This is a genomic window from uncultured Oscillibacter sp., assembly GCF_950073225.1.
Lineage (GTDB): Bacteria > Bacillota > Clostridia > Oscillospirales > Oscillospiraceae > Oscillibacter.
The window spans coordinates 67,621-89,686 of record NZ_CATMPS010000004.1 but is presented as its reverse complement, the minus strand read 5'-3'; the positions used below and the strand labels follow the sequence as shown (position 1 = coordinate 89,686).

Annotated in this window: 21 protein-coding genes; 4 read left to right on the top strand and 17 right to left on the bottom strand. The window is 60.6% G+C overall.

Going from position 1 to position 22,066, the window contains the following annotated elements; translation table 11 throughout:
• Window positions 1–13: 13 nt before the first annotated feature.
• From Q1M04_RS04145 to Q1M04_RS04100, 10 genes are all read right to left on the bottom strand, one after another.
• Window positions 14–544, bottom strand: coding sequence for an ANTAR domain-containing response regulator (locus tag Q1M04_RS04145; RefSeq protein WP_300346258.1), 531 nt, complete (start codon window positions 542–544; stop codon window positions 14–16).
• A complete protein-coding gene (glnA, locus tag Q1M04_RS04140) occupies window positions 544–1,863 on the bottom strand; it encodes a type I glutamate--ammonia ligase (RefSeq protein WP_300346259.1) in 1,320 nt (439 codons plus the stop codon). Before glnA ends, Q1M04_RS04145 begins: the two co-directional genes overlap by 1 nt.
• 122 nt (window positions 1,864–1,985) lie before the next feature.
• Window positions 1,986–2,873, bottom strand: a complete 888-nt coding sequence (locus Q1M04_RS04135) for a S9 family peptidase (RefSeq protein ID WP_300346260.1) — start codon at window positions 2,871–2,873, stop codon at window positions 1,986–1,988.
• An 11-nt stretch (window positions 2,874–2,884) separates the two neighbouring features.
• Entirely contained in the window at window positions 2,885–4,060 is a 1,176-nt protein-coding gene (locus tag Q1M04_RS04130) for a PLP-dependent aminotransferase family protein (protein ID WP_300346261.1), read from the bottom strand.
• Between the two features lie 16 nt (window positions 4,061–4,076).
• Window positions 4,077–4,700, bottom strand: a complete 624-nt coding sequence (locus tag Q1M04_RS04125) for an AAA family ATPase (RefSeq protein ID WP_300346262.1) — start codon at window positions 4,698–4,700, stop codon at window positions 4,077–4,079.
• A 13-nt stretch (window positions 4,701–4,713) separates the two neighbouring features.
• Window positions 4,714–5,418 (bottom strand): ABC transporter ATP-binding protein, encoded by a 705-nt coding sequence (locus Q1M04_RS04120; protein WP_300346264.1) that lies wholly within the window; start codon window positions 5,416–5,418, stop codon window positions 4,714–4,716.
• A gap of 13 nt (window positions 5,419–5,431) precedes the next feature.
• On the bottom strand, window positions 5,432–6,205 hold the full coding sequence (locus tag Q1M04_RS04115) for an ABC transporter ATP-binding protein (protein WP_300346265.1): 774 nt from the start codon (window positions 6,203–6,205) through the stop codon (window positions 5,432–5,434).
• The gene (locus Q1M04_RS04110) at window positions 6,198–7,346 is read right to left on the bottom strand and encodes a branched-chain amino acid ABC transporter permease (RefSeq protein WP_300346266.1); all 1,149 of its coding nucleotides are present in this window, start codon (window positions 7,344–7,346) and stop codon (window positions 6,198–6,200) included. Before Q1M04_RS04110 ends, Q1M04_RS04115 begins: the two co-directional genes overlap by 8 nt.
• On the bottom strand, window positions 7,343–8,236 hold the full coding sequence (locus Q1M04_RS04105; RefSeq protein ID WP_300346267.1) for a branched-chain amino acid ABC transporter permease: 894 nt from the start codon (window positions 8,234–8,236) through the stop codon (window positions 7,343–7,345). Before Q1M04_RS04105 ends, Q1M04_RS04110 begins: the two co-directional genes overlap by 4 nt.
• 58 nt (window positions 8,237–8,294) lie before the next feature.
• Window positions 8,295–9,539, bottom strand: a complete 1,245-nt coding sequence (locus tag Q1M04_RS04100; protein WP_300346268.1) for an ABC transporter substrate-binding protein — start codon at window positions 9,537–9,539, stop codon at window positions 8,295–8,297.
• Window positions 9,540–9,906: 367 nt separating this feature from the next.
• Here Q1M04_RS04100 and purF point away from each other — a divergent pair, with 367 nt between their 5' ends.
• Together purF and asnB are read left to right on the top strand one after the other, a co-directional pair.
• Complete coding sequence (gene purF / locus Q1M04_RS04095; protein ID WP_300346269.1) at window positions 9,907–11,334, top strand: amidophosphoribosyltransferase; 1,428 nt, start codon at window positions 9,907–9,909, stop codon at window positions 11,332–11,334.
• A gap of 105 nt (window positions 11,335–11,439) precedes the next feature.
• Window positions 11,440–13,269: an asparagine synthase (glutamine-hydrolyzing) gene (asnB, locus tag Q1M04_RS04090; protein ID WP_300346270.1), complete on the top strand. Its 1,830-nt coding sequence runs from the start codon at window positions 11,440–11,442 to the stop codon at window positions 13,267–13,269.
• Between the two features lie 64 nt (window positions 13,270–13,333).
• On the opposite strand, the gene Q1M04_RS04085 is transcribed toward asnB, so the two are convergent.
• On the bottom strand, window positions 13,334–13,780 hold the full coding sequence (locus Q1M04_RS04085) for an Hsp20/alpha crystallin family protein (protein WP_300346271.1): 447 nt from the start codon (window positions 13,778–13,780) through the stop codon (window positions 13,334–13,336).
• A 234-nt stretch (window positions 13,781–14,014) separates the two neighbouring features.
• Between Q1M04_RS04085 and Q1M04_RS04080 the strand changes: the two genes are divergently transcribed.
• Entirely contained in the window at window positions 14,015–14,926 is a 912-nt protein-coding gene (locus Q1M04_RS04080; RefSeq protein ID WP_300346273.1) for a CorA family divalent cation transporter, read from the top strand.
• A 230-nt stretch (window positions 14,927–15,156) separates the two neighbouring features.
• Here Q1M04_RS04080 and Q1M04_RS04075 read toward each other — a convergent pair whose 3' ends face one another.
• From Q1M04_RS04075 to Q1M04_RS04050, 6 genes are all read right to left on the bottom strand, one after another.
• Window positions 15,157–16,089 (bottom strand): thiamine pyrophosphate-dependent enzyme, encoded by a 933-nt coding sequence (locus Q1M04_RS04075; protein WP_300346274.1) that lies wholly within the window; start codon window positions 16,087–16,089, stop codon window positions 15,157–15,159.
• 16 nt (window positions 16,090–16,105) lie between these two features.
• Window positions 16,106–17,284 (bottom strand): pyruvate ferredoxin oxidoreductase, encoded by a 1,179-nt coding sequence (porA, locus tag Q1M04_RS04070; RefSeq protein WP_300346276.1) that lies wholly within the window; start codon window positions 17,282–17,284, stop codon window positions 16,106–16,108.
• Between the two features lie 17 nt (window positions 17,285–17,301).
• The gene (locus tag Q1M04_RS04065; protein ID WP_300446619.1) at window positions 17,302–17,610 is read right to left on the bottom strand and encodes a 4Fe-4S binding protein; all 309 of its coding nucleotides are present in this window, start codon (window positions 17,608–17,610) and stop codon (window positions 17,302–17,304) included.
• The gene (locus Q1M04_RS04060) at window positions 17,607–18,185 is read right to left on the bottom strand and encodes a 2-oxoacid:acceptor oxidoreductase family protein (protein WP_300346001.1); all 579 of its coding nucleotides are present in this window, start codon (window positions 18,183–18,185) and stop codon (window positions 17,607–17,609) included. The genes Q1M04_RS04065 and Q1M04_RS04060 overlap by 4 nt, the downstream gene beginning before the upstream one ends.
• A gap of 15 nt (window positions 18,186–18,200) precedes the next feature.
• Window positions 18,201–19,412 carry a PLP-dependent aspartate aminotransferase family protein gene (locus Q1M04_RS04055; protein ID WP_300346002.1) on the bottom strand — a complete coding sequence of 404 codons (1,212 nt, stop codon included), beginning with the start codon at window positions 19,410–19,412 and terminating at the stop codon, window positions 18,201–18,203.
• Between the two features lie 121 nt (window positions 19,413–19,533).
• On the bottom strand, window positions 19,534–20,448 hold the full coding sequence (locus tag Q1M04_RS04050) for a LysR family transcriptional regulator (RefSeq protein WP_300346003.1): 915 nt from the start codon (window positions 20,446–20,448) through the stop codon (window positions 19,534–19,536).
• 301 nt (window positions 20,449–20,749) lie between these two features.
• Here Q1M04_RS04050 and Q1M04_RS04045 point away from each other — a divergent pair, with 301 nt between their 5' ends.
• The gene (locus Q1M04_RS04045) at window positions 20,750–22,045 is read left to right on the top strand and encodes a branched-chain amino acid transport system II carrier protein (RefSeq protein WP_300346005.1); all 1,296 of its coding nucleotides are present in this window, start codon (window positions 20,750–20,752) and stop codon (window positions 22,043–22,045) included.
• The last annotated feature ends 21 nt before the right edge of the window (window positions 22,046–22,066 follow it).

Sequence of the window (22,066 nt, the reverse complement as noted above, 5' to 3'; positions counted from 1 at the left end):
GGCAGACATTGTGTTACGCGTCATAGCTCCCGATGATCCGCCGGGCGGCCTCCTCCAGCTTGATCCCGGCGTCCATGGCCCGGCGGCGGAGGAAGCGGTGGGCCTCCTCCTCGCTCATGCGGTTCACGTCCATGAGGAGCTCCTTGGCCCTCCGGATGAGGCGCTGGGCATCCTCGTCCCGCCTGGAGGCGGGGCGGGGAGCGGGGGCGCGGTCCAGCAGCAAGCGCAGGGTGGCGGAGAACTCCGACGGGGAGAGGGGCGCCGCCAGCTTGTAGAGGTTTTCCCCCCCGCAGAGCTCCAGATAGGCGGCCTTGGCGACCACCAGGACCACCGCAAGGCCCCGGAGGTCCTCCGCCAGGGCGTCCGCCGTCATGTCGCTGAGGTAAAACCCGCAGACCACCACGGCGCTGCCCAGGCGGCGGACGGTACGCAGGACCTCCGCGCCGCCGGCGCAGGGGACGCCCTCCAGGCCCTCCAGGGTGAGAAGCCGCAAGATCTTTTTTCGGGCCTCCTCGCCGTTGAAGGCCACGATGATCCGGCCCATCAATACGTCATGAGGTACCGGTCCAGCTCCCACTGGGTCACCTGGATCCGGTAGGCCTCCCACTCCCGCCGCTTGCCGTCCAGGTACTGCGCCGCGCAGGCCCCCAAGGCTCCCCGCACCACCGGGTCCGCCTCCAGGGCCTCCAGGGCCTCATCCAGAGAGGCGGGCAGGCGCGGGATGCCCGCCAGCGCTTCCGGGGAGGCGGTGGAGAGGTTCTCCGTCACCGCCGGAGGCGGGTCCAGCTTCCGTTCCACGCCGTCCAGCCCGGCGGCCAGGCATGCGGCGAAGGCCAGATAGGGATTACAGGCCGGGTCCGGGCTCTGCAGCTCCAGCCTTGCGCCCCGGTCCCGATGAGACGGCACCCGGACCAGGGCCGAGCGGTTGGCGGCAGACCAGGTGACATGGCAGGGGGCCTCATAGCCCGGCACCAGCCGCTTGTAGGAGTTCACCAGGGGGTTCGTCACAGCGCAGAAGCCCCGGGCATGGTCCAGCAGCCCCGCCAGGAATTGTCCCGTCTGAAGGGATAGCCCCTCCGCTGGGCCGCACTCGCCGGAAAAGAGGTTCTGTCCATCCCGGGAGAGGGACATGTTGACGTGCATCCCGCTGCCCGGGACACCGGGGAGGGGCTTGGGCATGAAGGTGGCGTGGAGGCCGCTCCGCTGGGCCAGGGTCTTCACCGCTAGCTTGCAGGTCATGATGTTGTCCGCAGCGGCCAGGGCGTCCGTGTATTTCAGGTCGATCTCGTGCTGTCCGGCGGCGGCCTCGTGGTGGCTGGCCTCCACCTCGACGCCCATCTTCTCCAGGGCCAGGGTCACCTCCCGCCGGACGCCCTCCCCGTGGTCCAGGGGGCCCAGGTCGAAGTAGCCCGCCTCGTCGGAAGTCCGGGTGGTAGGCTTGCCGTTTTCATCTGCCTGGAAGAGGAAGAACTCCAGCTCCGCCCCCACCTGAAAGACCTGATCTCCCGCCCGGGCCAGAACGCTTTTCAGCACGTTCCGGGGGTCCCCGGCGAAAGAGGTCCCGTCGGACTCATACACGCCGCAGATGAGCCGGGCCACCTTGCCCAGCTGGGGCCGCCAGGGCAGAATGGCGAAGGTATCCAGGTCCGGCCGGAGGTACTGGTCCGACTCCTCCACCCGGACGAAGCCCTGGATGGAGCTGCCGTCGATCATGATCTCCCCGTCCAGGGCCCGCTCCGCCTGGGAGGCGGTGACGGCCACGTTTTTCATCTGTCCAAAAAGGTCCGTGAACTGCATACGGATGAACTGGACGTCTTCATCCCTGATGAGGCGGAGGATGTCCTCCCGGCTGTAGGTTCCCATAATACGCTCCTTTTGGCCCGGAGGCCGGATTTGTTTTGTAAAAGGTAAAGAGAGCGCGGACAGCCCCGGAGGGGGCGCCCTTGCTCTCTCTGGGTTGATTATAGGGAATGAGCGGTTCGCTGTCAATAGGTTGTGAAAGTTTCTTGAGAAAGGACGCCTTTGGCATCTGCCACGGGACGGCTTAATATCGTGTCAAGAAATGAGGCGATTTCCCGAATGACCGCAATCCGGCTGTCACAAAAGCCGTGAGCGGAAGAAAGCTCCACAAGCCGTTGAACCGCTTCTGTTTTATGGGCTGCTACGCGGGTCCAAAGCGGGGTTATCATCCAAGGCGGGGCGATGGTATCCAGTGTGCCGGTAAAACAGCAGATATTCAAGTCCTTGACATCAGGGTACACATTTTCAAAGGCATAGTCCTCCAGGTGCCGCCTGATGTCCTCCAGGATCGCTTCTATGCCGCCGCTGCGGAGGATATAGCCCGTCTCCAGCAGCGTGCGCAAGGCCGTCTCATTCCCGTCCCGCAGGAAACGGGTGGGGTCGTAGGGAGCCAGCAGCACCAGGCCCCGTAAATCTTTGACCTTCCTAGCGGCCTGCAGGACGCTGTTTCCACCCATGCTGTGTCCGATCAGAAATACGGCGCCGGGATCGACATGGTATTTCTCGCAGAAGCTGCCGCTCCGGACATAGTTGTAAAGATGAACGACATCCTCGACGCAGTTGGAAATCAGGTAAGTTCCCTGGCTCCCCCATGCGCCCCGGTGGTGCGGCGTCAGCACCACGCAGCCGATCCGCCGGAGGGCAAACGCAAGGTCATCGTTTCTGGCAACGCCGGGATAGCCGTGGCAGAGAATGACGCAAGGGCGGTTCCCCTTATACCCTCCATCCGGCCACATGAGTTCGCCATACAGCTCCGCGTCTCCGACTTTTACGCACAGCATATCATAGTCTGCGGGAGCCGCAGCTGAAGGGCGGTCTTGAAAGAGATATTCCAATGCCAGACGTTTTTCCATATCGGTTCCTTTCACATAACGCGCCGAAGCGTCTGAGCCATGATGCGCAGTCCTTCCACGATTTGATCTTCCGTCGAGCTGGAAAAGTTCAGCCGCAGGCAGCTGCGTTCGTCCCGGTTGGCGAAGAAGTCCCGCCCAGGGATATACGCCACTCCGCGGGAGACCATTTCCGGGAGCAGGGAGGCGGTGTCCATCCAGTCCGGCAGGGTCACCCAGAGGAACAACCCGCCCTGGGGATGGGTCCACGAGGTCCCCGCCGGAAACAGGTCCGACAGGGCGCTCAACATCCGGTCCCGGCGCTGGCTGTAGAGCGCCGTGATCTCACTGACATGGGCGTCCAGATCGTTGCTTTCCAGATATGCGTCCACGGTCATCTGGGCTATTGTGCTGGACTGGAGATCGGAACACTCCTTGGCGCTTGTGTACTTTTCGATCAGCTCCCGGGAGGCCAGCAGCCAGCCGAGCCGGATACCGGGACTCAAAACCTTGGAGAAGGAACCCATGTAGGTGACGAGTCCGCCGGAATCCATGGATTTGAGAGATAGAAGAGGCTCCCCCTCATAGCGCAGAGCGCCGTAGGGATCGTCCTCCAGAATCGGAAGGCCGTACCGCTGGGCGATGTCCAGCACGGCCCTTCGCCTGGGCAGAGACCACTGCCGGCCGGTAGGGTTCTGGAAGGTGGGGATCACGTACAACAGCTTCGCATCAGGATTCTGCGTCAGCTTTTCCTCCAAGTCCGAAGGAATCATGCCCTCATCGTCCGTCTCAACAGGCATCACACTGCACTCGTAAGAGCGAAAGACGCTCAGGGCCGCCATATAAGTGGGATTTTCGCACAGCACCAAATCTCCAGGCTCTAAGAACACCTTGCCCGCCAGGTCCAATCCCTGCTGGGAGCCGCTGATGATGAGGAAGTTTTCCGCCGTACAATTGATGCCTTGACTTTGATGCCTCCGGGCCAGCTTCTCCCGCAGAGACGGCAGTCCGGAGGAGGGACTGTACTGAAGCGCAATGCGGCCGCGCAAACGATAAACCAGGTCTGACGCCTGCCGCAGAGCCTCTACCGGAAAGGACTCCGGTGCGGGCAGTCCTCCGGCAAAGGAGATGATGTCCGGCTTCGCGGTCAGGGCCAACAGCTCCCGCAGGACTGTGGTGTCCATCTGTTGGATGCGATTGGAAAAACGCATAGGGGAATCCTCCTTTTCACTTTAAAAAGGCGGACAGGACCTGTTGGACAAACTCCACACAGCCGTCCTCTCCCAGAACTTCGGAGTCCAGGGAGAGATCATAGCCCGCGATATCCCGCCACTCCTCGCCGGTGTAGTAACGGTAGTAGGCGGCCCGGCGCTTGTCCTCCACCCGGATATGCTTTGCCACCTCCCGCTGGCTCCAGGCCAGGGAATAGGAGGCCACCCGGCTCATGCGCGCCTCCAGCGGAGCGTGGATGAACAGCCGCAGCACATGAGGCCGGTCCGCCAGCAGGTAATTGGCGCAGCGGCCCAGGATGATGCAGGATTCCGTCTCCGCCAGCTCCCGGATCACCTTGGCCTGGAAACTGAAGAGGTTCCGGGTGGAGATGTAATCGTCGCTGTCTGGTGGCAGAATCTCCCCTCTGTAAACCTTCTCGGCGGCGGAGAGCATCTCCCGAAGGCCGATGCGCTCGTCCGCCGCGCCGAACAAACGCTCATGGATACCGCTGACCTCCGAGGCCTTGCGCAGAAGGTCCCGGTCGTAATAGGGAACGCCCAGGGCGGCGGAGAGCTTTCGGGTGATATTGTGTCCGCCGCTTCCGGTCTCCCGGGCTACGGTAATGATAAACTGTTCCATCGTCGTTGCCTCCTTACGCACCCAAATACGCCTTGCGGACCCGGTCGTCCGCAGCCAGGGCGGCGGCGGGGCCCTCCATGGAAATTGTTCCGGTTTCCAGCACATAGGCCCGGTCACTGATCGCCAGGGCCATTTTCGCGTTCTGCTCCACCAGCAGGATCGTGATGCCGCTTTTGTGCAGCTCCTCTATGATGGAGAAGATCTCCTTCACCAGCAAAGGAGACAGGCCCATGGAGGGTTCGTCCATCAACAGCATGTTCGGCCCCGTCATCAGGGCCCGGCCGGTGGCCAGCATTTGCTGTTCGCCGCCGGAGAGGGTGCCCGCCAGCTGGCGGCGGCGCTCCTTGAGACGGGGGAAGTGGCCGTAGACGGTTTCCAGATGTTCAGACAGCTTTTTCTGATCCCGCAGGATGTAAGCGCCCATGCGGAGGTTTTCCTCCACGCTCATGCGGGCGAATACGTGCCGGCCCTCCGGCACATGGGCAAGGCCCAGGCCGATGATGGTGTTGGCGGGGACCCTTTGCAGGTCCTGCCCATCCAGCGTCACTGAGCCGGAGGACGCTGCCAGCAGGCCGGAGACCGTGTGGAGCGTGGTGGTCTTTCCCGCGCCGTTGGCGCCGATGAGGGACACCAGCTCCCCATCGCCCACCGTGAGGGAGATTCCCTTCAGGGCGTGAATGGCGCCGTAGTGGACATGCAGGTCTTTGATTTCCAGCATAGCTCTTCCCTCCTTACTCGCCAAGGTACGCGGCGATGACCTTGGGATCTCTGGCGATCTCCTCCGGCAGCCCCGCCGCGATGGTCTGCCCGTAGTCGATGACCTGGATGCGCTGACAGATGTTCATGACCAGGGACATGTCGTGCTCAATCAGCAGAATCGCCACGCCGAAGCGGTTCCGGATGGCGTTGATACAGGAGAGGAGCTCCGCCGTCTCCGTGGGATTCATGCCCGCGGCCGGCTCGTCCAGAAGGAGCACCTTCATATCCGTGGCCAGGGCCCGGGCGATCTCCAGCTTCCTCTGCCGGCCATAAGGCAGGCTGGAGGCCAGGACGTCCGCGCTGTCCTCCAGGCCGCAGATAGCCAGGAGCTCCATGGCTTTCTCTGTGACCGCCCGCTCGGCGCTCCAGAAGCGGGGCGTGCGGAAGACGGCGTCCAGCAGGTTGTAGCGGGTGTCCCTTCCGCAGGCGGCTTTGACATTCTCGATCACCGTCATATCGTGGAACAGCCGGATGTTCTGGAAGGTCCGCGCCACGCCGGCCTCCACGAACTGATAGGTCTTTTTCCCGTTCAGCGGCACGCCGTCCAGGAGAACGGTGCCCTCCGTAGGAACGTACACGCCGGTGAGGAGGTTGAACACGGTGGTTTTCCCCGCGCCGTTGGGTCCGATCAGGCCCACCAGCTCGCCCGGGTAGATTTGAAGGTTGAAATCCTGCACCGCGTGAAGGCCGCCAAAAGAGACGCCTAGCTTCCTGGTTTCCAGAATCGGGACGTTTTTCTCAGACATGGACGTCGGCCTCCTTTTCAGCGGAACCTGCCCGAGAGGTGAAGTACGCGCGAATCCACCCGGGCCACTTGGGAACGTCGCAGAGGGCAAATTCCCGGCTGCCCATAATGCCCCGGGGCCGGAACAGGATCACAATGATCAGGGCGATGGAGTAGACCAGCATGGGATATGTAAAGATATTTTGCAAAAAGGCGGGCAGCGCCGCGACCCACGCGCCGTTTTTAATGGTGTAGTTCAGGAGGAACAGCAGTACGGCGGCAATGACCGAGCCGGTGAGAGAGCCCATGCCCCCTACCACCACCATCACCACGATAAACACCGAGTTCAAAATAGAGCCGTTGGTAAAGGCGAAGGAGGAGGTGGACAGCGCCCCGTTGCAGCAGGCGTAGAGCGCCCCGGTGATCCCGGCGAAGAAGGCGGAGAGGGTAAAGGTCAAAACCTTGTAATAGCTGACATGGATGCCGGAGGCGGAAGCGGCGATCTCATTATCCCGGATGGCCCGGATACAGCGGCCGTATTTCGAGCGGACAAACATGAACATGACGGTCATGCAGAGGATCACCACCAGGACGACCACCCACAGATACCGCATTTTTTCGTCGTTGGAAAAGCCCAGCCCCGTGGCGTACAGCGCCGAGGAGGCGGAGCCCTGGCCCAGGCCCTGCTGGCCGCAGAAGGGCAGGTTGTTGATGATGTTCACAATGATCATTCCGAAGCCCAGGGTGATGATCGCCAGATAATCCCCCTTCAGCCGCAGGGCGGGGACGCCCACCAGCAGCCCCAGCAGCGCCGCCGCCAGCCCGGCGATCAGGATACTCCCAACCAACACCAGGAAGAACGCCGGTCCGGCCTTCTCCGTATAGAAGCCCGCCCGCTGGAGCGCCAGGGAGAACAGCGCTGCCGCGTAGGCTCCCACAGCCATAAAGCCGCAGTGCCCCAGGGAGAGCTGCCCCAGAAAGCCCAATACCAGGTTCAGGGACGCCGCCATGATGATGAGATAGCTGCACTGCCAGATGGACGGCGTGAGCTTGAGCTTTACCGTGCTGCCCCCGGTCATGCCGATGATCACGGCGGCGGCGAACAGCGCCAGCAGCGCCGCGAAATTGATGAGGCAGCGCAGCTTGTACGTGTTTTGTTTCATACCTTCTCCCCCACATTCTTTCCGAGGATTCCGGCGGGACGGATCATCAGGACCACAATCAAAATCAGATAGACAAAGGTATCGGACATCGAAGAGCTGATATAGGTATTGGCTCCGGACTGGACGACGCCGATGACCAGCCCGCCCAGCACCGCCCCGGGGAGGGAGCCGATGCCCCCCAGCACCGCCGCCACAAAGGCGTAGATGCCCAGCGTCGCTCCCATGGTGGTGAATACCTTGGGATACTGGGCCACGTACATCAGGGCCGCCACTGCCGCCAGCCCCGCGCCGATGCCGAAGGTGAGGAGGATGGTGTGGTTGACGTTGATGCCCATCAGGGTCGCCGCCGCCTTATCCTCCGCTACGCAGCGCATTGCGCAGCCGATCCGGGTTTTCTGCGTGAAGCCGTACAGCGCCGCCATAATGACGGCGGAAACCGCCACCGTGATGATGGTGGCGTAGCTGACGGAGACTCCGCCGATGGAGACCGTCTCGGCGAAGAGCGTGTAAGGCACCTTGGGGTCCGGCCCGATGGCCGGGATGGCCTGGGCCAGATTCTCCAGCACAAAGCTCATGGCGATGGCTGTAATCAGGCAGGTCAGGCTATTTCCGGTCTTTCGCACGGGCCGGTAGGCCAGCAGCTCCACCAGCATGCCCACAAGGGCGCAGATGACAATGGCGGGAACCACCGCCAGCCAGCCGGGGAGGCCCAGACTCAGCATGACGGGGATCGTAAAGAACAGAGAATAGCCGCCCACCATGATGAAGTCTCCGTGAGCAAAGTTGATGAGCTTGATAATGCCGTAGACCATGGTATAGCCCAAGGCGATCAAGGCGTAGACACTGCCAAGCCGCAGACCGGTAATTAAAAACTGAATGAATGTATTCATGAAGTATCTTCTCCTTTTCTGGATGGAGAACCGAATGGGGGGAGGCGGGATGGTTCGGTCAGCTCAGGCTCACAGCCTTGACGGTGATTTTGGTGACGCCGGCGTCCCCGTCCTGATAAGTGTAGCCCATCAGTACGCCGTCCTTGATGGGAGTTCCGGTTTCGTCGAAGGAGAAGGTGCCGCAGGTGGTGTCATAGACGGCGCTGGTGTCCGCCAGGGCGGCCTGGACGCTGGTGGCGTCGGAGGCGCCGCAGGCTTCCATGGCGGCCTTGTAGACGTAGACGGCATCGTAGGCCAGGGCGTCGAAGTTGTTGGGCGTCTCTCCATATTCGGCCTCATAGCTTGCGACAAAGTCGGCGGAGATGCCGCTGGAGGCCAGCTCCGTGGAGTAGTGGTTCACAAAGTAGACGTTGTTGTAGACGGACAGGTCCGCTCCGTCGGGGATGGTGGTCTCGGTATTGTCTACGCCGTCGGCCCCCAGAAGGACGCCGTTGAAACCGACGCTGCGGGCCTGGGGCACCAGATAGGGGCCCATGACGTCGTAGTAGAAGGGGGTGAACACCAGCTCCGCCCCGGCGGATACCATTTTATTGAACTGGTTGGTGTAGTCCACCTCGGCCATGGAGGCGACGGATTCCTCCGCGACAATCTCCAGCCCCTTGCTGCCGCAGGCGGCGGTGAAGGCGTCCCGCAGGCCGGCGGAGTAGGTATCGGCGGAGCAGTAGACGATGCCTACCTTCGTGTAGCCCTCGTCCTTGGCGTACTGGGCCGCCAGCTCACCCTGGAAGGAATCCCGGAAGCAGGTGCGGAACACATAATCCATCGCGGTCGTCAGGGAGTCCGCCGTGCCGGAGGGGGTGATCATGACGGTGCCCTCGGAGTTGGCGACGGAGGTGATGGCGCTGGTACAGCCGGAGGTGGCGGAGCCCACCACCAATTGGATACCGTCGGAGATCAGAGCGTTCATGGCGTTGACGCATTCGGTGGAGTCGCCCTGATCGTCCTTGGTTTCCACGGCCAGCGGATGCACGCCGTCGCTGAGAGAGACTCCGCCGGAAGTGTTGATCTCTTTAATGGCAAGCTGCACGCCTTTTTCAATGTGGGTTCCGTATACGGCGAGGCTTCCGGTCAGGGGGCCGATCATCCCCAAGGTGATGGCGTCCCCTTCACTTCCGCCGCTCGCGTCCCCATTGGATGCTCCGGAAGCATCCGGCTTGGGAGAGTCGGTCTTGGCCCCGCAGGCGGCGAGGCTGAGCGTCAGACAGACGGCAAGAAACAGGGTCAGCAGGTTTTTCAATTTCATTTTCTTATCCTCCAATCGTGATGTACCCTTTCCCAAATGAAAAGGGCAAAGGCGTCCGAGAGTCACGCTCTCAGGACGCCTTTGCCCTTGGGATGTTTTCACTTTACTACAACAAAGGCGGCGCCGTCAATGGAGGGGTTTACAAGATATTGGGCAAAGAGAACAAAAAAATTCTGTAAAATCATACAACATTCACAGAGAACAGACATCGTGACGCAAAGCATAGATTTTTCATACAGAATTTTTGTGCGGAAACACGTTGACAGTTGTCGCCGGAGGCGCTAGAATACGGAAAAAGGCAAGGGCGTCTTTTCAAGGACGCTCCTGCCTTTTTTCAGTTTACAAATGCGACTGGAGAGGAAATTTTATGGGAATTCATGAAGAGTGCGGCGTATTCGGCGTTCTCGCTCCACAGCCCGCCGACGTGGGGCGGCTGACCTACTACGGGCTTTACGCCCTCCAGCACCGGGGCCAGGAGAGCTGCGGCATTGTGGTCAATGACGACGGCGTTTTCGCCTCCTATAAGGACCTGGGTCTGGTGGGGGATGTGTTCAGCCAGGACACCCTGGACCGGTTTCCCCGGGGGACCATGGCGGTGGGGCACACCCGTTACGGCACCACCGGGGCCTCCAACCGGCAAAACTGCCAGCCCATCGAGGTCAATCACCAAAAAGGCCACATGGCCATTGCCCATAACGGCAATCTCAGCAACGCCGCCGCCCTCCGGGATGAGCTGGAGCTGTCCGGCGCCATCTTCCACACCACCAGCGACACGGAGACGATTGCCTATATTGTCACCAAGGAGCGCCTGTCCGCGCCTTCCATCGAGGAGGCTCTCAGCCGGGCCATGAACCGCCTGGAGGGAGCCTATTCCCTGGTGCTCATGTCCCCTCAGAAGCTGATCTGCGCCCGGGACCCCCACGGCTTCCGCCCCCTGTGCTATGGTCAAATGCCGGACGGAACCTATGTGGCCGCCTCGGAGAGCTGCGCCCTGTCCGCCGTGGGAGCGGCGTTTGTCCGGGACCTGGAGCCGGGAGAAATCCTGATTTTCCAGGATGGCCGTCTGACCTCCCGCCGGGAGCACTGCGGCAGATGCCGGCCCGCGCCCTGCATTTTTGAGTACATCTATTTCGCCCGTCCAGATTCGATCATAGACGGCATATCCGTTCATGCCGCCCGGCTGCGGGCGGGGGCGATCCTGGCAAAGGAACATCCGATGGAGGCAGACGTGGTGGCAGGCGTGCCGGACTCCGGCCTGGACGCCGCCCTGGGTTACAGCCAGGCGTCCGGCATCCCTTACGGCATCGGACTGATTAAGAACAAGTATATCGGCCGGACCTTCATCGCCCCCGGTCAGGAGCACCGCCTGGACCAGGTGCGGCTGAAGCTCAGCGCCATAAGGGAGACGGTCTCAGGGAAGCGGGTGGTGCTGGTGGACGACTCCATCGTCCGGGGGACCACCAGCGGGCGGATTGCCGCCCTTCTCCGGGAGGCAGGGGCACGCGAAATCCACCTGCGCGTCTCCGCGCCGCCCTTTCTGAACCCCTGCTACTATGGGACGGACATCGACTCCCGGGAAAATCTGATCGCCTGCCGGCACAGCGCGGAGGAAATCGCCGGGATGATCGGCGTGGATACGCTGGGCTATCTGCCTGTTTCCGCTCTGGAGCGGCTTACGGGACGGGCCTGCTGCTGTGACGCCTGTTTTACCGGGCGCTATCCCACCGCCGTTCCCACCGATACCAGGAAGGACCGGTTTGAGCGGAAGCTCTCGGAGCGGGGAGGGGAATCCTGAGGAAAGCGATTCTGGGAACGTTTCGCTGTCTCTCCGCATAGATTGTACAGAGCAAAGGGGCTCGCGATGGTTCGCGGGCCCCCATTTTTTCAGGAGGGACAACATATGTGCGGAATCGCTGGAATGATCGACTTTGAAAAGGACCTGCGGGAGCGGGAGAAAATATTGCTGGAAATGCAGTCCGCCCTGCGGAGACGGGGGCCGGATGAAGATGGGATCTACTTGAGCCCGCAGGCGGCCCTGGCCCATACCCGGCTATGCGTGGTAGACCCGGAGAACGGCCGCCAGCCCATGACCGTCCGCCGGGCGGGCCGGACCTGCACGCTGGTTTACAACGGGGAGCTGTACAACACGCCAGAGCTGCGGCGGGAGCTCTCCGCCGTCGGCTGGGACTTCACCGGCCACTCGGACACGGAGGTGCTGCTGAAAGCCTACATGGAGTGGGGGCCTGCGTGCGTGGACCGCTTGAACGGCATTTTCGCCTTTGCGGCATGGGACGGGGAAACATTGTTTTTGGCTCGGGATCGGATGGGGGTAAAGCCTCTGTTCTACTCGCTGACGGCGGAGGGGACCTTGGTGTTCGCTTCGGAGATCAAAGCCCTTCTTCGGCACCCGGATATTCCGCCGAAGGTGGATGCGGAGGGTGTGGCGGAGCTTCTGCTGATTGGCCCGGGCCGGACGCCGGGGCAGGGTGTTTTCCGGAATGTGCGGGAATTGCTGCCGGGACAGTGCGGCGTCTTTGGCCGGGAGGGCCTGCGGCTGTGGAGCTATTGGAGGCTCACCGCCCGGCCTCATCTGGAAAGCGAGGCGGACACCGTGGCCCATGTTCGGGACCTGGTCCGGGACGCCATTCGGAGGCAGCTGGTCAGTGATGTGCCTGTCGGGACCTTCCTCTCCGGCGGATTGGATTCCAGCGTCATTTCCGCCGTGGCGGCGGAGACCCTGGGAGAGCGCGGGGAGCGGCTGAGGACCTTTTCGGTGGATTACCGGGAAAATGACCGCTATTTCACCGCTGGAAAATTCCAGCCCTCCGCCGATGGGCCTTACATCAAAGCCATGGCGGACGATTTAGACACTCTGCATACCAATGTAGTGCTGGATCCCGTCCAGGTGGCCGCGGCCCTGGATGACGCCGCAGAGGCCCGGGACCTGCCGGGAATGGCGGATGTGGATTCGTCGCTGCTACTGTTCTGTCGAGAGGTGCGCGGGAATGTGACGGTAGCCCTCTCCGGAGAGTGCGCCGACGAGATTTTCGGAGGCTATCCCTGGTTCCGGGACCCGGCGGTCCGGGCGGAGAACGGCTTCCCCTGGGCGCAGTCCACGGCCTGGCGGGCGTCCTTCCTGACGCCGGAGTATGCGAAAAAAATGGACGTCGATGAGTTTGTCCGGCAGCACTGGCAGAAGACGCTGGCGGAGACGGACTGCCTGGATGACGATACGCCGGAGCAGAAGCGAGTCCGGCGGCTCACGCGGCTGAACATGGGCTGGTTTATGCAGACGCTTCTGGACCGGAAGGACCGCATGAGCATGTGGAGCGCACTGGAGGTCCGCGTGCCGTTCTGCGACTGGCGGATTGCGGAGTATTTGTACAATGTGCCGCCCGCGCTTCGGGAGCTTGGAGGACAGGAGAAGGGCCTGCTCCGGTCCGCGGCGGCGGGCTGGCTGCCGGAATCCGTGCTCCGCCGGAAAAAGAGCCCCTATCCAAAAACCGTTCATCCCATCTATCTGGAGACAGTCGCCCAGAGGCTGCGCCGGCTGCTGGACGACGGAAATTCGCCTCTTTTCGCCGTGGTCCGCCGGGAGGCGCTGGAGAATCTTTTGACCTGCGAGAGCCCCTGGCCCTGGTACGGCCAGCTGATGAGGCGGCCTCAGACGATCGCTTACTTTTTGCAGATGGATCACTGGCTGCGGGCCTATCAGGTCCGGCTGCTGTAACCGGTCGCATTGACAAAAGGCGCCCCGGAACCTTCTGATTCCGGGGCGCCTTTGCGCGGTTTTGTCATTCGATGGCGATCGAGGTGGACTCGGGCAGCTGCTTCTGCTCCATCTTCGGCAGAGAGAGCTTCAAGATACCGTCTTCAAACTTGGCGGACACATCCTTGGGCTCCACACCCTCGCCCACATAGAAGCTGCGGCTGCAGGTGCCGGCGTACCGCTCCTGACGGATATACCGGCCCGCCTTGTCCGATTCGTCCTTATCCAGGCCCTTGGCGGCGCTGATGGTCAGATAGCCGTCCTTCAAATCCACGCTGACCTCGTCCTTCTTGAAGCCGGGCAGGTCGATGTCCAGCTCATAGGAGTTGTCCGTCTCCCGCACGTCGGTCTTCATCAGGTTCTTGGCGTGCTTCCCATACAGGGGATCGTGGCCCGCCAGCACCGGGAACAGGTTGAAGTCACGGCCAAAGAAATCGTCGAACAGGTTCTCACCAAAAATACTGGGCATCATAAGTCATTCCTCCATTCATATACCTCATTCAAATGCCCTGTTGAGGAGGCCCTTTGGGCGTTCCTCTTTTGAACGACTCTGTTATACTCCACCGAATTAGCGCTGTCAATAGGAGAGTGCTAACGTTAACAAACTATCGGATTTTTGTTCACAAAATATGCGATTTTATATTTTAGTGTACTTTTTCAGATGGACGCGATACAATGGCGGTATCATGATACAGGAGGCGGTCTTATGAATCGGTACAATATCAGCGCGGCCTTGGCTCCGCTGGAGAGGGAAACGGAGGGGGACGTTCTCGTTCTGCTGACGTCAGAGGAGCTGGAGCGTGGCGTCTCCATCCCCGGTCTGGAGCGTGTTCTTTGCCACACGCCCTCCGCGCGGGACGCTCATGTATGCAAAGCGGAAGCCCGGCACAACTGCCTGTGCGGGACGATTGTAACCCCCAGGTACACGAGGGACGGCGCTCCCATCGCCTTCGGCTATCTTCTGACCCCCGGATGGGTGGTGCTGTGCGACGATACCGGGACGGCCCGCTCCGCCGTGCAGCACCTCCGGAAAGAGAACGCCCATCGGAAAAACGGGATCGGCGGATTTTTTTATGAATTTATAGAGCTGCTGATCGCCAAGGATCTGCACCATCTCCAAGGTATCGGAGACCGTCTGGAGCAGCTGGAGGATCAGGTCCTGTCCGGCGAGATGACAGAGTTCAATCCAAAGATGACGGCCCTGCGGAAGGAGATCACCGGCTGGATACGATATTACACCCAGCTGGACGACATGATCTGCGAGTTTCAGGAAAATGAAAACGGGTACTTCAGTGAAAGCGAACTTCGCATGTTCCACATGGCGGAGAAGCGGATCGGGCGCCTGAACAGCGAGGCCCAGCTGCTCCGGGAATACGGCCTGCAGCTGCGGGAGCTGTTCCAGGCGGAAATCGACATCCGCCAGAATCGGATCATGAAGATTCTCACCATCGTGACTACGATTTTCCTTCCCCTGTCCCTGGTAGCCGGGTGGTACGGGATGAATTTCACCGGAATGCCGGAGCTGACATGGAAATATGGATACCCGGCAGTCATCATTGGCAGTGCGCTGATCGTGTTCCTCTGCTTGTGGATTATGAAGAAGAAACGATTTTGGTAATATTACTTCCGAACGAAAAGGTCGGAAGTAATAGGTGCCATGTTTTGCGGTTGCCGCCGTTTGCGGCGGTGAGCAAAACGGCTCAAATCAAATGTATTATTTCCGAATGAAGATAGGGAACATTCAGCTTCTGCGCGAGGGTCCATGTTGAGACAAAAAGAACGTCAAGGGAGGCCGTCCAATGACGGCCTCCCTTGACGTTGGAGAGTTATGGCAGGTAAGCGAAAGTCCTACAGCTCGCAGAGCTTCAGGAGGTCCTCCCAGTTCTTGTCGACTTCCTTCTGGACTTCCTCGATCATCCACTCGTTGCCGGGCTTGAACATGTGAGCAAAGCGGCCCTGAGCCTTCAGGTACTCGGTGACGGGCAGCTTGTTCTTGGGCTTGTAGCTGAGGATGTACTTGCCCTCGATGACCTCATAGAGGGGCCATACGCAGGTCTCCACCGCCAGCTTCGTGATCTCCATCAGCTTCTCGCTGGGATACCGCCAGCCTCTCGGGCAGGGAGCCATCACGTTCATGAAGGCCGCGCCGGGGGTGTAGATCGCCTTGTGAGCCTTCTCCGTGATGTCCTTGAAGTTCCCGATGAAGGTGGTCTGGGCCACATAGGGAATCCCATGCGCCACCATGATCTTCGTCAGGTTCTTCTTCTGCTGGGGCTTGCCGGGAACTACCTTGCCAACGGGGGTCGTGGTGGTGTCGGCAAAATGGGGAGTAGAAGAACTCCGCTGAATGCCGGTGTTCATGTACGCCTCGTTGTCGTAGCAGACATACACCATGTCGTGCCCACGCTCCATCGCGCCGCTGAGGCTCTGGAACCCGATGTCATAGGTACCGCCGTCGCCGCCGAAGGCGATGAACTTGTATGTCGAGTCGATCTTGCCCCGCTTCTTCATGGCGTGATAGGCGGTCTCCACACCGCTCAGGGTGGCGGCGGCGTTCTCAAAGGCGTTGTGAATGAAGCTGTCCTTATAGGACGTATAGGGGTACATGAAGGAGGAGACCTCCAGGCAGCAGGTGGCGGAGCAGACCACCGCGTGGTCCTCCGGTTCCAGGGCCCGCAGCACCGTGCGGACGGCAATGGGGCAGCCGCAGCCCGCGCACATTCTGTGACCGCCGGCGAAGCGGTCTTCCTTCATGACGTTTTCTTTCAGATTATAGGCCATTTTGACTGTTCCCTCCTTACTCGCGCACGTCCAGGTACCGGTAGGTCTCGCCCACGTCGCCGGTCTCCACGATCTTTTCCAGGTCCGCGAACACGTGCTGGATGCTCTCGACACGGACGTCCCGGCCGCCCAGGCCGTAGATGTAGCTGATGCCCTTGGGACCGAAGACCCCGTTGGCATAGAGGCTGGCGGCGGTTTCCGCGAAGATGGGGCCGCAGTGGGCGTTGAAGCTGTCGTCCTTGTCCATGGCGGCGAAGGCTTTCACGTTTTTCAGCGCGTCCGCGATCTCCTCGGCGGGGAAGGGGCGGAAGGAGCGGATCTTGATCATGCCCACCTTCTTGCCCTGGGCCCGGAGCTGCTTGATGGCCTCCCGGGCGGTGCCGGCGGAGGAGCCGATGATGAGAATCGCCTCCTCGGCGTCGTCCATCTCGTACTTCTCGATGAGCCCATACTGCCGACCCGTCCAGGCGGCGAACTCATTGGCCACGTCCTGGATGACCTTCTTGGCGTCCATCATGGCCTGAGCCTGGGAACGCTTGGTTTCCATGTAATAAACCGGCGTGCTGTAGGGACCGACGGCGATGGGCTCGTCTTTGTTCAGCAGGTAATGCTGCGGCTTATACTCGCCCACGAACTTCCGCACTTCCGCCGTGTCCTCCAGCTCGATGTTCTCAATGGCGTGGGAGGTAATGAAGCCGTCCTGGCAGATCATAATCGGCAGGGACACGGCCTCGCCGATGCGCATGGCCTGGAGATAGTTGTCGTACGCCTCCTGGTTCGTCTCAGCAAACAGCATCAGCCAGCCCGCGTCCCGGACCGCCATGGCGTCGGAGTGGTCGTTGTTGATGTTGATAGGGCCGCTGAGGGCGCGGCAGGAGACGGCCAGGGTGATGGGCAGGCGGTCGGAGGCCGCCACGTACAGCATCTCGGCCATGTAGATCAGGCCGCAGGAGGAAGTCGCGGAAATCGCGCGGCAGCCGGCGGCTTCGGCGCCGATGCAGGTGGACATGGCGGAGTGCTCGGACTCCACGGCGATGAAGTCGGTATCCACCTCGCCGTTGTCCACATAGGCGGAGAAGTACTGAGGAATCTCGGTGCTCGGCGTGATGGGGTACGCGCCCATGACGTCGGGGTTGATTTGCTTCATCGCATAGGCAACGGCCTCGTTGCCGGACAGTCTTTCTCTGATACTCATTTTATCCTAGCCCCTCCTTACTTTTCGTCCTTGACCATGGTGATGGCCCCGAAGGGGCAGACATTGGCGCAGATGCCGCAGCCCTTGCAGAAGAAGTAGTTGAAGTCCTTCCGCTTGCCTTCGCTGTTAACCGGGATGGACATATCCGGGCACACCGGGGCGCATAGCAGGCACTGCTTGCACTTGTCGAAGTCCAAAACCGGCTTCATGGTCCGCCAGTCGCCGGTCTCCACCACCTGGGAGGTGCCGCCCTCGAAGATGGCGCCGCCGGGGGTGATGTCTTTCCATGTGACCTGAGGGGTCATATCCTTCGCTAAATGGCTCATCCTTCCTTGACCTCCTCCATAGAGCGTTTCAGGGCCCGCATGTTGCCCTCGATGACCTGGGGTTTCGTGGCGAACTTGTGCTTAAAGGACGCCTCCATGTCCTTGACGAACTCCTCGGCGTCCACCACGCCGGAGACCTTCACAATGGCGGCCAGCATGGGGGTGTTGGGGAAGTTTTTGCCCAGCTCTTCTTCACTGATCTTGCCCGCGTCGATGGTGCAGACCCGGCCCTCGTAGCCCTTCAGCAGGGGGCGGAGCTCCTCCGGCTTCTTGCCGGAGTTGATGACGATGGCGCCCTCCTTCTTCAATCCCGCCGTCACGTCCACGGCAGAGAGCAGGGTCTCGTCCACCACGACGACGTAGTCCGGCTCATAGATGTTGGAGTGGACGGTGGACCGCTCCGAGCTGATGCGGTTGTACGCCGTGATAGGCGCGCCCATCCGCTCCGGGCCGTACTCCGGGAACCCCTGCACGTACTTGCCGGTGTTGAACGCTGCGTCCGCCAGCAGCAAGGACGCGGTCTTCGCGCCCTGGCCCCCGCGACCGTGCCAGCGGATTTCTACTTTGTCACTCATAAGATCGCTCTCCTTTCAGTCTCCCAGCGCCTGCTTCATGTCGGCGATGATGTCGTCCGCGTCCTCCAAGCCCACAGACATGCGGATCATGCCGTCCGTGATTCCGGCGGCCTCCCGAGTCTCCTTGGGAATCATCGTGTGGGTCATGGCGGCGGCCTGCTCCACCAGTGTCTCCGTATCACCCAGGGAAACCGCCAGGGTGCAGAGCTTCAGGCTGTTGATGAATTTCTTCCCGGCCTCCAGACCTCCGGCCACGTCGAAGCTGATCATTCCGCTGCCGCCCCGCATTTGCTTTTTCGCAATGTCATATTGGGGATTGCTCTCCAGCATAGGATAGCGGACGATCTCAATTTTCGGGTTGGCGTCCAGCCACCGGGCGATTTTCAGCGCGTTCTCGTTGTACTGCCGCATCCGAACGCCCAGAGTTTTCATGCCCCTGCACACCAGAAACGCCGTGAAGGGCGCAATGACCGCGCCCAGGTGCATCAGAGTCCCCAGGCGGCACTCCCGGAGGAACGCCTCGTCGTTGGAGATCACGGCGCCTGCCAGCAGGTCTCCGTGGCCGCCGATGTACTTCGTCAGGCTGTGGACAACCACATCCGCCCCAAGGTCCAGCGGGTTTGTGTTATACGGCGTAGCGAAGGTGTTGTCCACCACCACCTTGACGCCGTGCCGGTGAGCGATTTCAGCCGCCGCCGCGATATCCACCAGCACCATGGTGGGGTTGGCGGGAGACTCCAGGTACAGGACCTTGGTATTGGGCTTGATCAGGGGCTCCAGCTGGGCCAGGTCCGCCGCGTCGAAGCAGTCGTGCTCAATGCCGAAACGAGGCAGATAGTCCGTGGTAATGTCCTCGGTCCCGGAATATTTCGCACGGGTGAAAATGGCGTGGTCCCCGGTTTTCAGCAGGGCAAACAGGGCGCCGGCCACCGCTCCCATGCCGGAGGCATAGGCCACCGCGCCCCTGCCGTGCTCCAGGGCGGCCAGCTTCTGCTCCAGGTAATCCTGGGAGGGGTTGGTGATGCGGCTGTAGGCAAAGCTCTCGGCGTAGTCGTCGCAGGCCTTCACCGCGTCGTCGGTAGAATCGAAGTAGAAGGTGGATGTTTGGTAGATCGGGGGGATCAGGGCGCCATATTGATCCCTCGGTTCTCCCGCATGCACCTCCGCCGTGTCGAAGCCCAGTCCGGCGGTCTTCAGCCCCGGATGCTTCATGACCATTTGGCTCATAATGCCGTCCTCCTTATAAAAATGTGTGCCTGGGTGATTTGATCCTTCGGGAACAGAATAGCACACGGTTTTGATGGGGAGGAAATACGAAGTGGTTATGGCAGGTCATAACCAAAAGATTTTATATATCCCGGCAATAGATATCCAGCTCCTTTACAAATTCCAGCGCCGGAGCGCTGAGGGCCTGACCCCGGCGGCTGACCCAGCCGATGGAAACGGGTGCGTCCAGCCCTTCCACCGGACGCTTGACCACACCCTGCCGCTTGTTCCCGGGGGAGATGATCCCATTCCCCAGGTCATAGCCCTGGCAGCGGACCATCACCTCCAGGGACTGATACAGCCCCGTGACGACCACGACGCGCTTGGGATAAAAGGTGGAAATCGAGAACTGCTCATGCAGAATCGAAGGGGAATCCATATCCAACTCATACATGATGCAGGGATAGGGAGCCAGATCCGAGAAGGTCAGGGCGGCTTTTTCCGCCAGCGGGTGGCTCTCATGGAGAAAGGCGCAGATGTTGGAGCGGATCAGGCGGTGAAACTCCAGGCCGCTCCGCTCCAGCACCCGGGTGAGGTAATCCCGGTTGTGCTCCCCGGCGGAGAGCACGCCGACCTCGCTTTCCAGGTCCATGACATGCTGGAGCACGTCGGAGCTCTGGCATATTTTTATTTTATAGTGCTGACTTGGACTTTCGGCGCGGCGCAGCAGCTCTGTGAACGCGTCCACCACGAAGCTGTAATGCAGGCTGCTGACGCAGAAGGACTCCGGGCGGACAGGAGAGATCTGGCTGAACTGATTGGCAATGTGGTCCGCGTCCCGCAAAAGACGGTTTCCGGCGTCCAGTAGGCGCTTTCCCTCCGCCGTCAGTGTGATGCCGGAGGCCGAGCGGACGAAAATCGTGATGCCCAGCTCCTTTTCCAGAGCGGCCACCATTTTGCTGACGCCGGGCTGGGAGACGTAGAGGTTTTGGGCGGCCTTGCAAAAGGAGCCCTGTTTTGCCACCTCGGAGATATAGCGAAGCTGCAGCAGTGTCATCGTCATCGTCCTCTCTCAATGAATTTCTGTCTCCAATATACATCGGTTACTATTGGATTTACAGCGTTTTTCAATGATTTTCTGAAAACCTACTTTTTACATAGGAATTAGACGGAATTTTAGTGAAAGTGCCGGATGGTTCCCGTACTTTGCGGGTATCCATAAATAAAAAATATGACAGGACATAAAAACCGGATATTGGACAGTTTTAACAGAATGCGCTTATAATAAAGGCATAAACCAATCATTTTTATAGGAATTTGCATGAGCAAGGAAATTTTGAACAACGGAGGGAATGGACATGGAGAATCAGAAACAGATCAAAGCGACAGACGTGCTCTTCATCGGCCTGGCACTGTTTGCCACCTACTTCGGGGCGGGGAACCTGATCTTTCCGCCCATGCTGGGCCTGCAGAGCGGCGCCGCATGGAGCGGCGGCATGATCGGAATGATTGCCTCCGGCGTGGGCCTGCCGGTCCTAGCCATCATCATTCTGGGGCACTGCGGCTCGGTGCAGAGGATCTCGGACCACGTACATAAGAATTTCTACAACATCTTCATCGGGATGATCATGATCCTCTGCTGTTGTGTCTCCATCCCCCGAACCGCCGCCGTGGGCATTGAGATGGGACTCCAGGGCCTGTGGAGCGGCGCGCCCTACCTAGCCTCGGTGGTGATTTACTTCCTGATCGCGTTTTTCTTCGCGAAGGACTGCGGGACCGCCCTGGAAAAGGTGGGCAAGATCCTGACCCCGGTCATGACCGTGATCCTGTTCATTCTCGTGATCAAGGGCTTTGTGAGTCCTATCGGGACCCCCAGCAGCCCCACGGTGGACAATGCGTTTTTGAACAGCTTCCTGGGCGGCTACAGCACCGGCGACGTGCTGGTGTCCTTCCTGATGGCCTCGCTGTTCTTCTGCACGATTCGCGAAAAAGGGTATGACGGCGCCTCTCTCAAGAAGGTCAACTTTGGCGCGGGCATCATTGCCACCGTCTGTTTGGCGGTGGTTTACGGCGGACTGTTCTTTATGGGGGCCTGCGTCAGCGGGGAGTACAGCGCGGACTCCATCGGCAACGCCGATCTGCTGCTGAATGTCATCCGCTCCAGCGGCGGACAGATCGCCATATACGGCCTGTGCCTCTCCGTGATCCTGGCCTGCCTGACCACGGCCATTGGCCAGATCACCGCCGTGGCGGACTTCTTCACCGAGGCGTTCCACGGGAAGGTGCCCTATAAGGTCTTGGTCATCATCGTCCCGGTGGTCACCACCATCGTGGCCAGCTTCGGCCTGGATACCATCGTCAAGCTCACGGGGGCCTGGTTTTCCTTCACCTATCCCATCGCCCTGGTGCTGATGATTCTGGGCATTTTTGAGACGAAGATCCCCAACGACGGAGCCTTCAAGGGCGCGGTCTGGTGCACGGTGGCTTACGCCTTTTTGGACCTGCCCGCCGAGTACGGGGTCCACATCGGGGCGCTGGACGCGGTTTTGAACAAGATCCCCCTGTACGGGTATGGCTTTGGCTGGATTATCCCGGCGGCGGTGGGCTTTGTCGCGGGACTGCTCATTGGAAATTCCAAGGGAAAAAATGCGTGAGGATGCTTTGCGGCAGCGATT

What these genes read in the sequence shown, in the direction of transcription:
- purF (WP_300346269.1), top strand. Translation starts at nt 9,907, where the DNA reads ATGGGAATTCATGAAGAGTGCGGCGTATTCGGCGTTCTCGCTCCACAG.
- Q1M04_RS04055 (WP_300346002.1), bottom strand. Translation starts at nt 19,412, where the DNA reads ATGAGCCAAATGGTCATGAAGCATCCGGGGCTGAAGACCGCCGGACTG.
- Q1M04_RS04110 (WP_300346266.1), bottom strand. Translation starts at nt 7,346, where the DNA reads ATGAAACAAAACACGTACAAGCTGCGCTGCCTCATCAATTTCGCGGCG.
- glnA (WP_300346259.1), bottom strand. Translation starts at nt 1,863, where the DNA reads ATGGGAACCTACAGCCGGGAGGACATCCTCCGCCTCATCAGGGATGAA.
- Q1M04_RS04135 (WP_300346260.1), bottom strand. Translation starts at nt 2,873, where the DNA reads ATGGAAAAACGTCTGGCATTGGAATATCTCTTTCAAGACCGCCCTTCA.
- Q1M04_RS04115 (WP_300346265.1), bottom strand. Translation starts at nt 6,205, where the DNA reads ATGTCTGAGAAAAACGTCCCGATTCTGGAAACCAGGAAGCTAGGCGTC.
- Q1M04_RS04045 (WP_300346005.1), top strand. Translation starts at nt 20,750, where the DNA reads ATGGAGAATCAGAAACAGATCAAAGCGACAGACGTGCTCTTCATCGGC.
- Q1M04_RS04060 (WP_300346001.1), bottom strand. Translation starts at nt 18,185, where the DNA reads ATGAGTGACAAAGTAGAAATCCGCTGGCACGGTCGCGGGGGCCAGGGC.
- Q1M04_RS04050 (WP_300346003.1), bottom strand. Translation starts at nt 20,448, where the DNA reads ATGACACTGCTGCAGCTTCGCTATATCTCCGAGGTGGCAAAACAGGGC.
- Q1M04_RS04100 (WP_300346268.1), bottom strand. Translation starts at nt 9,539, where the DNA reads ATGAAATTGAAAAACCTGCTGACCCTGTTTCTTGCCGTCTGTCTGACG.
- porA (WP_300346276.1), bottom strand. Translation starts at nt 17,284, where the DNA reads ATGAGTATCAGAGAAAGACTGTCCGGCAACGAGGCCGTTGCCTATGCG.
- Q1M04_RS04130 (WP_300346261.1), bottom strand. Translation starts at nt 4,060, where the DNA reads ATGCGTTTTTCCAATCGCATCCAACAGATGGACACCACAGTCCTGCGG.
- Q1M04_RS04080 (WP_300346273.1), top strand. Translation starts at nt 14,015, where the DNA reads ATGAATCGGTACAATATCAGCGCGGCCTTGGCTCCGCTGGAGAGGGAA.
- asnB (WP_300346270.1), top strand. Translation starts at nt 11,440, where the DNA reads ATGTGCGGAATCGCTGGAATGATCGACTTTGAAAAGGACCTGCGGGAG.
- Q1M04_RS04065 (WP_300446619.1), bottom strand. Translation starts at nt 17,610, where the DNA reads ATGAGCCATTTAGCGAAGGATATGACCCCTCAGGTCACATGGAAAGAC.
- Q1M04_RS04145 (WP_300346258.1), bottom strand. Translation starts at nt 544, where the DNA reads ATGGGCCGGATCATCGTGGCCTTCAACGGCGAGGAGGCCCGAAAAAAG.
- Q1M04_RS04085 (WP_300346271.1), bottom strand. Translation starts at nt 13,780, where the DNA reads ATGATGCCCAGTATTTTTGGTGAGAACCTGTTCGACGATTTCTTTGGC.
- Q1M04_RS04125 (WP_300346262.1), bottom strand. Translation starts at nt 4,700, where the DNA reads ATGGAACAGTTTATCATTACCGTAGCCCGGGAGACCGGAAGCGGCGGA.
- Q1M04_RS04075 (WP_300346274.1), bottom strand. Translation starts at nt 16,089, where the DNA reads ATGGCCTATAATCTGAAAGAAAACGTCATGAAGGAAGACCGCTTCGCC.
- Q1M04_RS04120 (WP_300346264.1), bottom strand. Translation starts at nt 5,418, where the DNA reads ATGCTGGAAATCAAAGACCTGCATGTCCACTACGGCGCCATTCACGCC.
- Q1M04_RS04105 (WP_300346267.1), bottom strand. Translation starts at nt 8,236, where the DNA reads ATGAATACATTCATTCAGTTTTTAATTACCGGTCTGCGGCTTGGCAGT.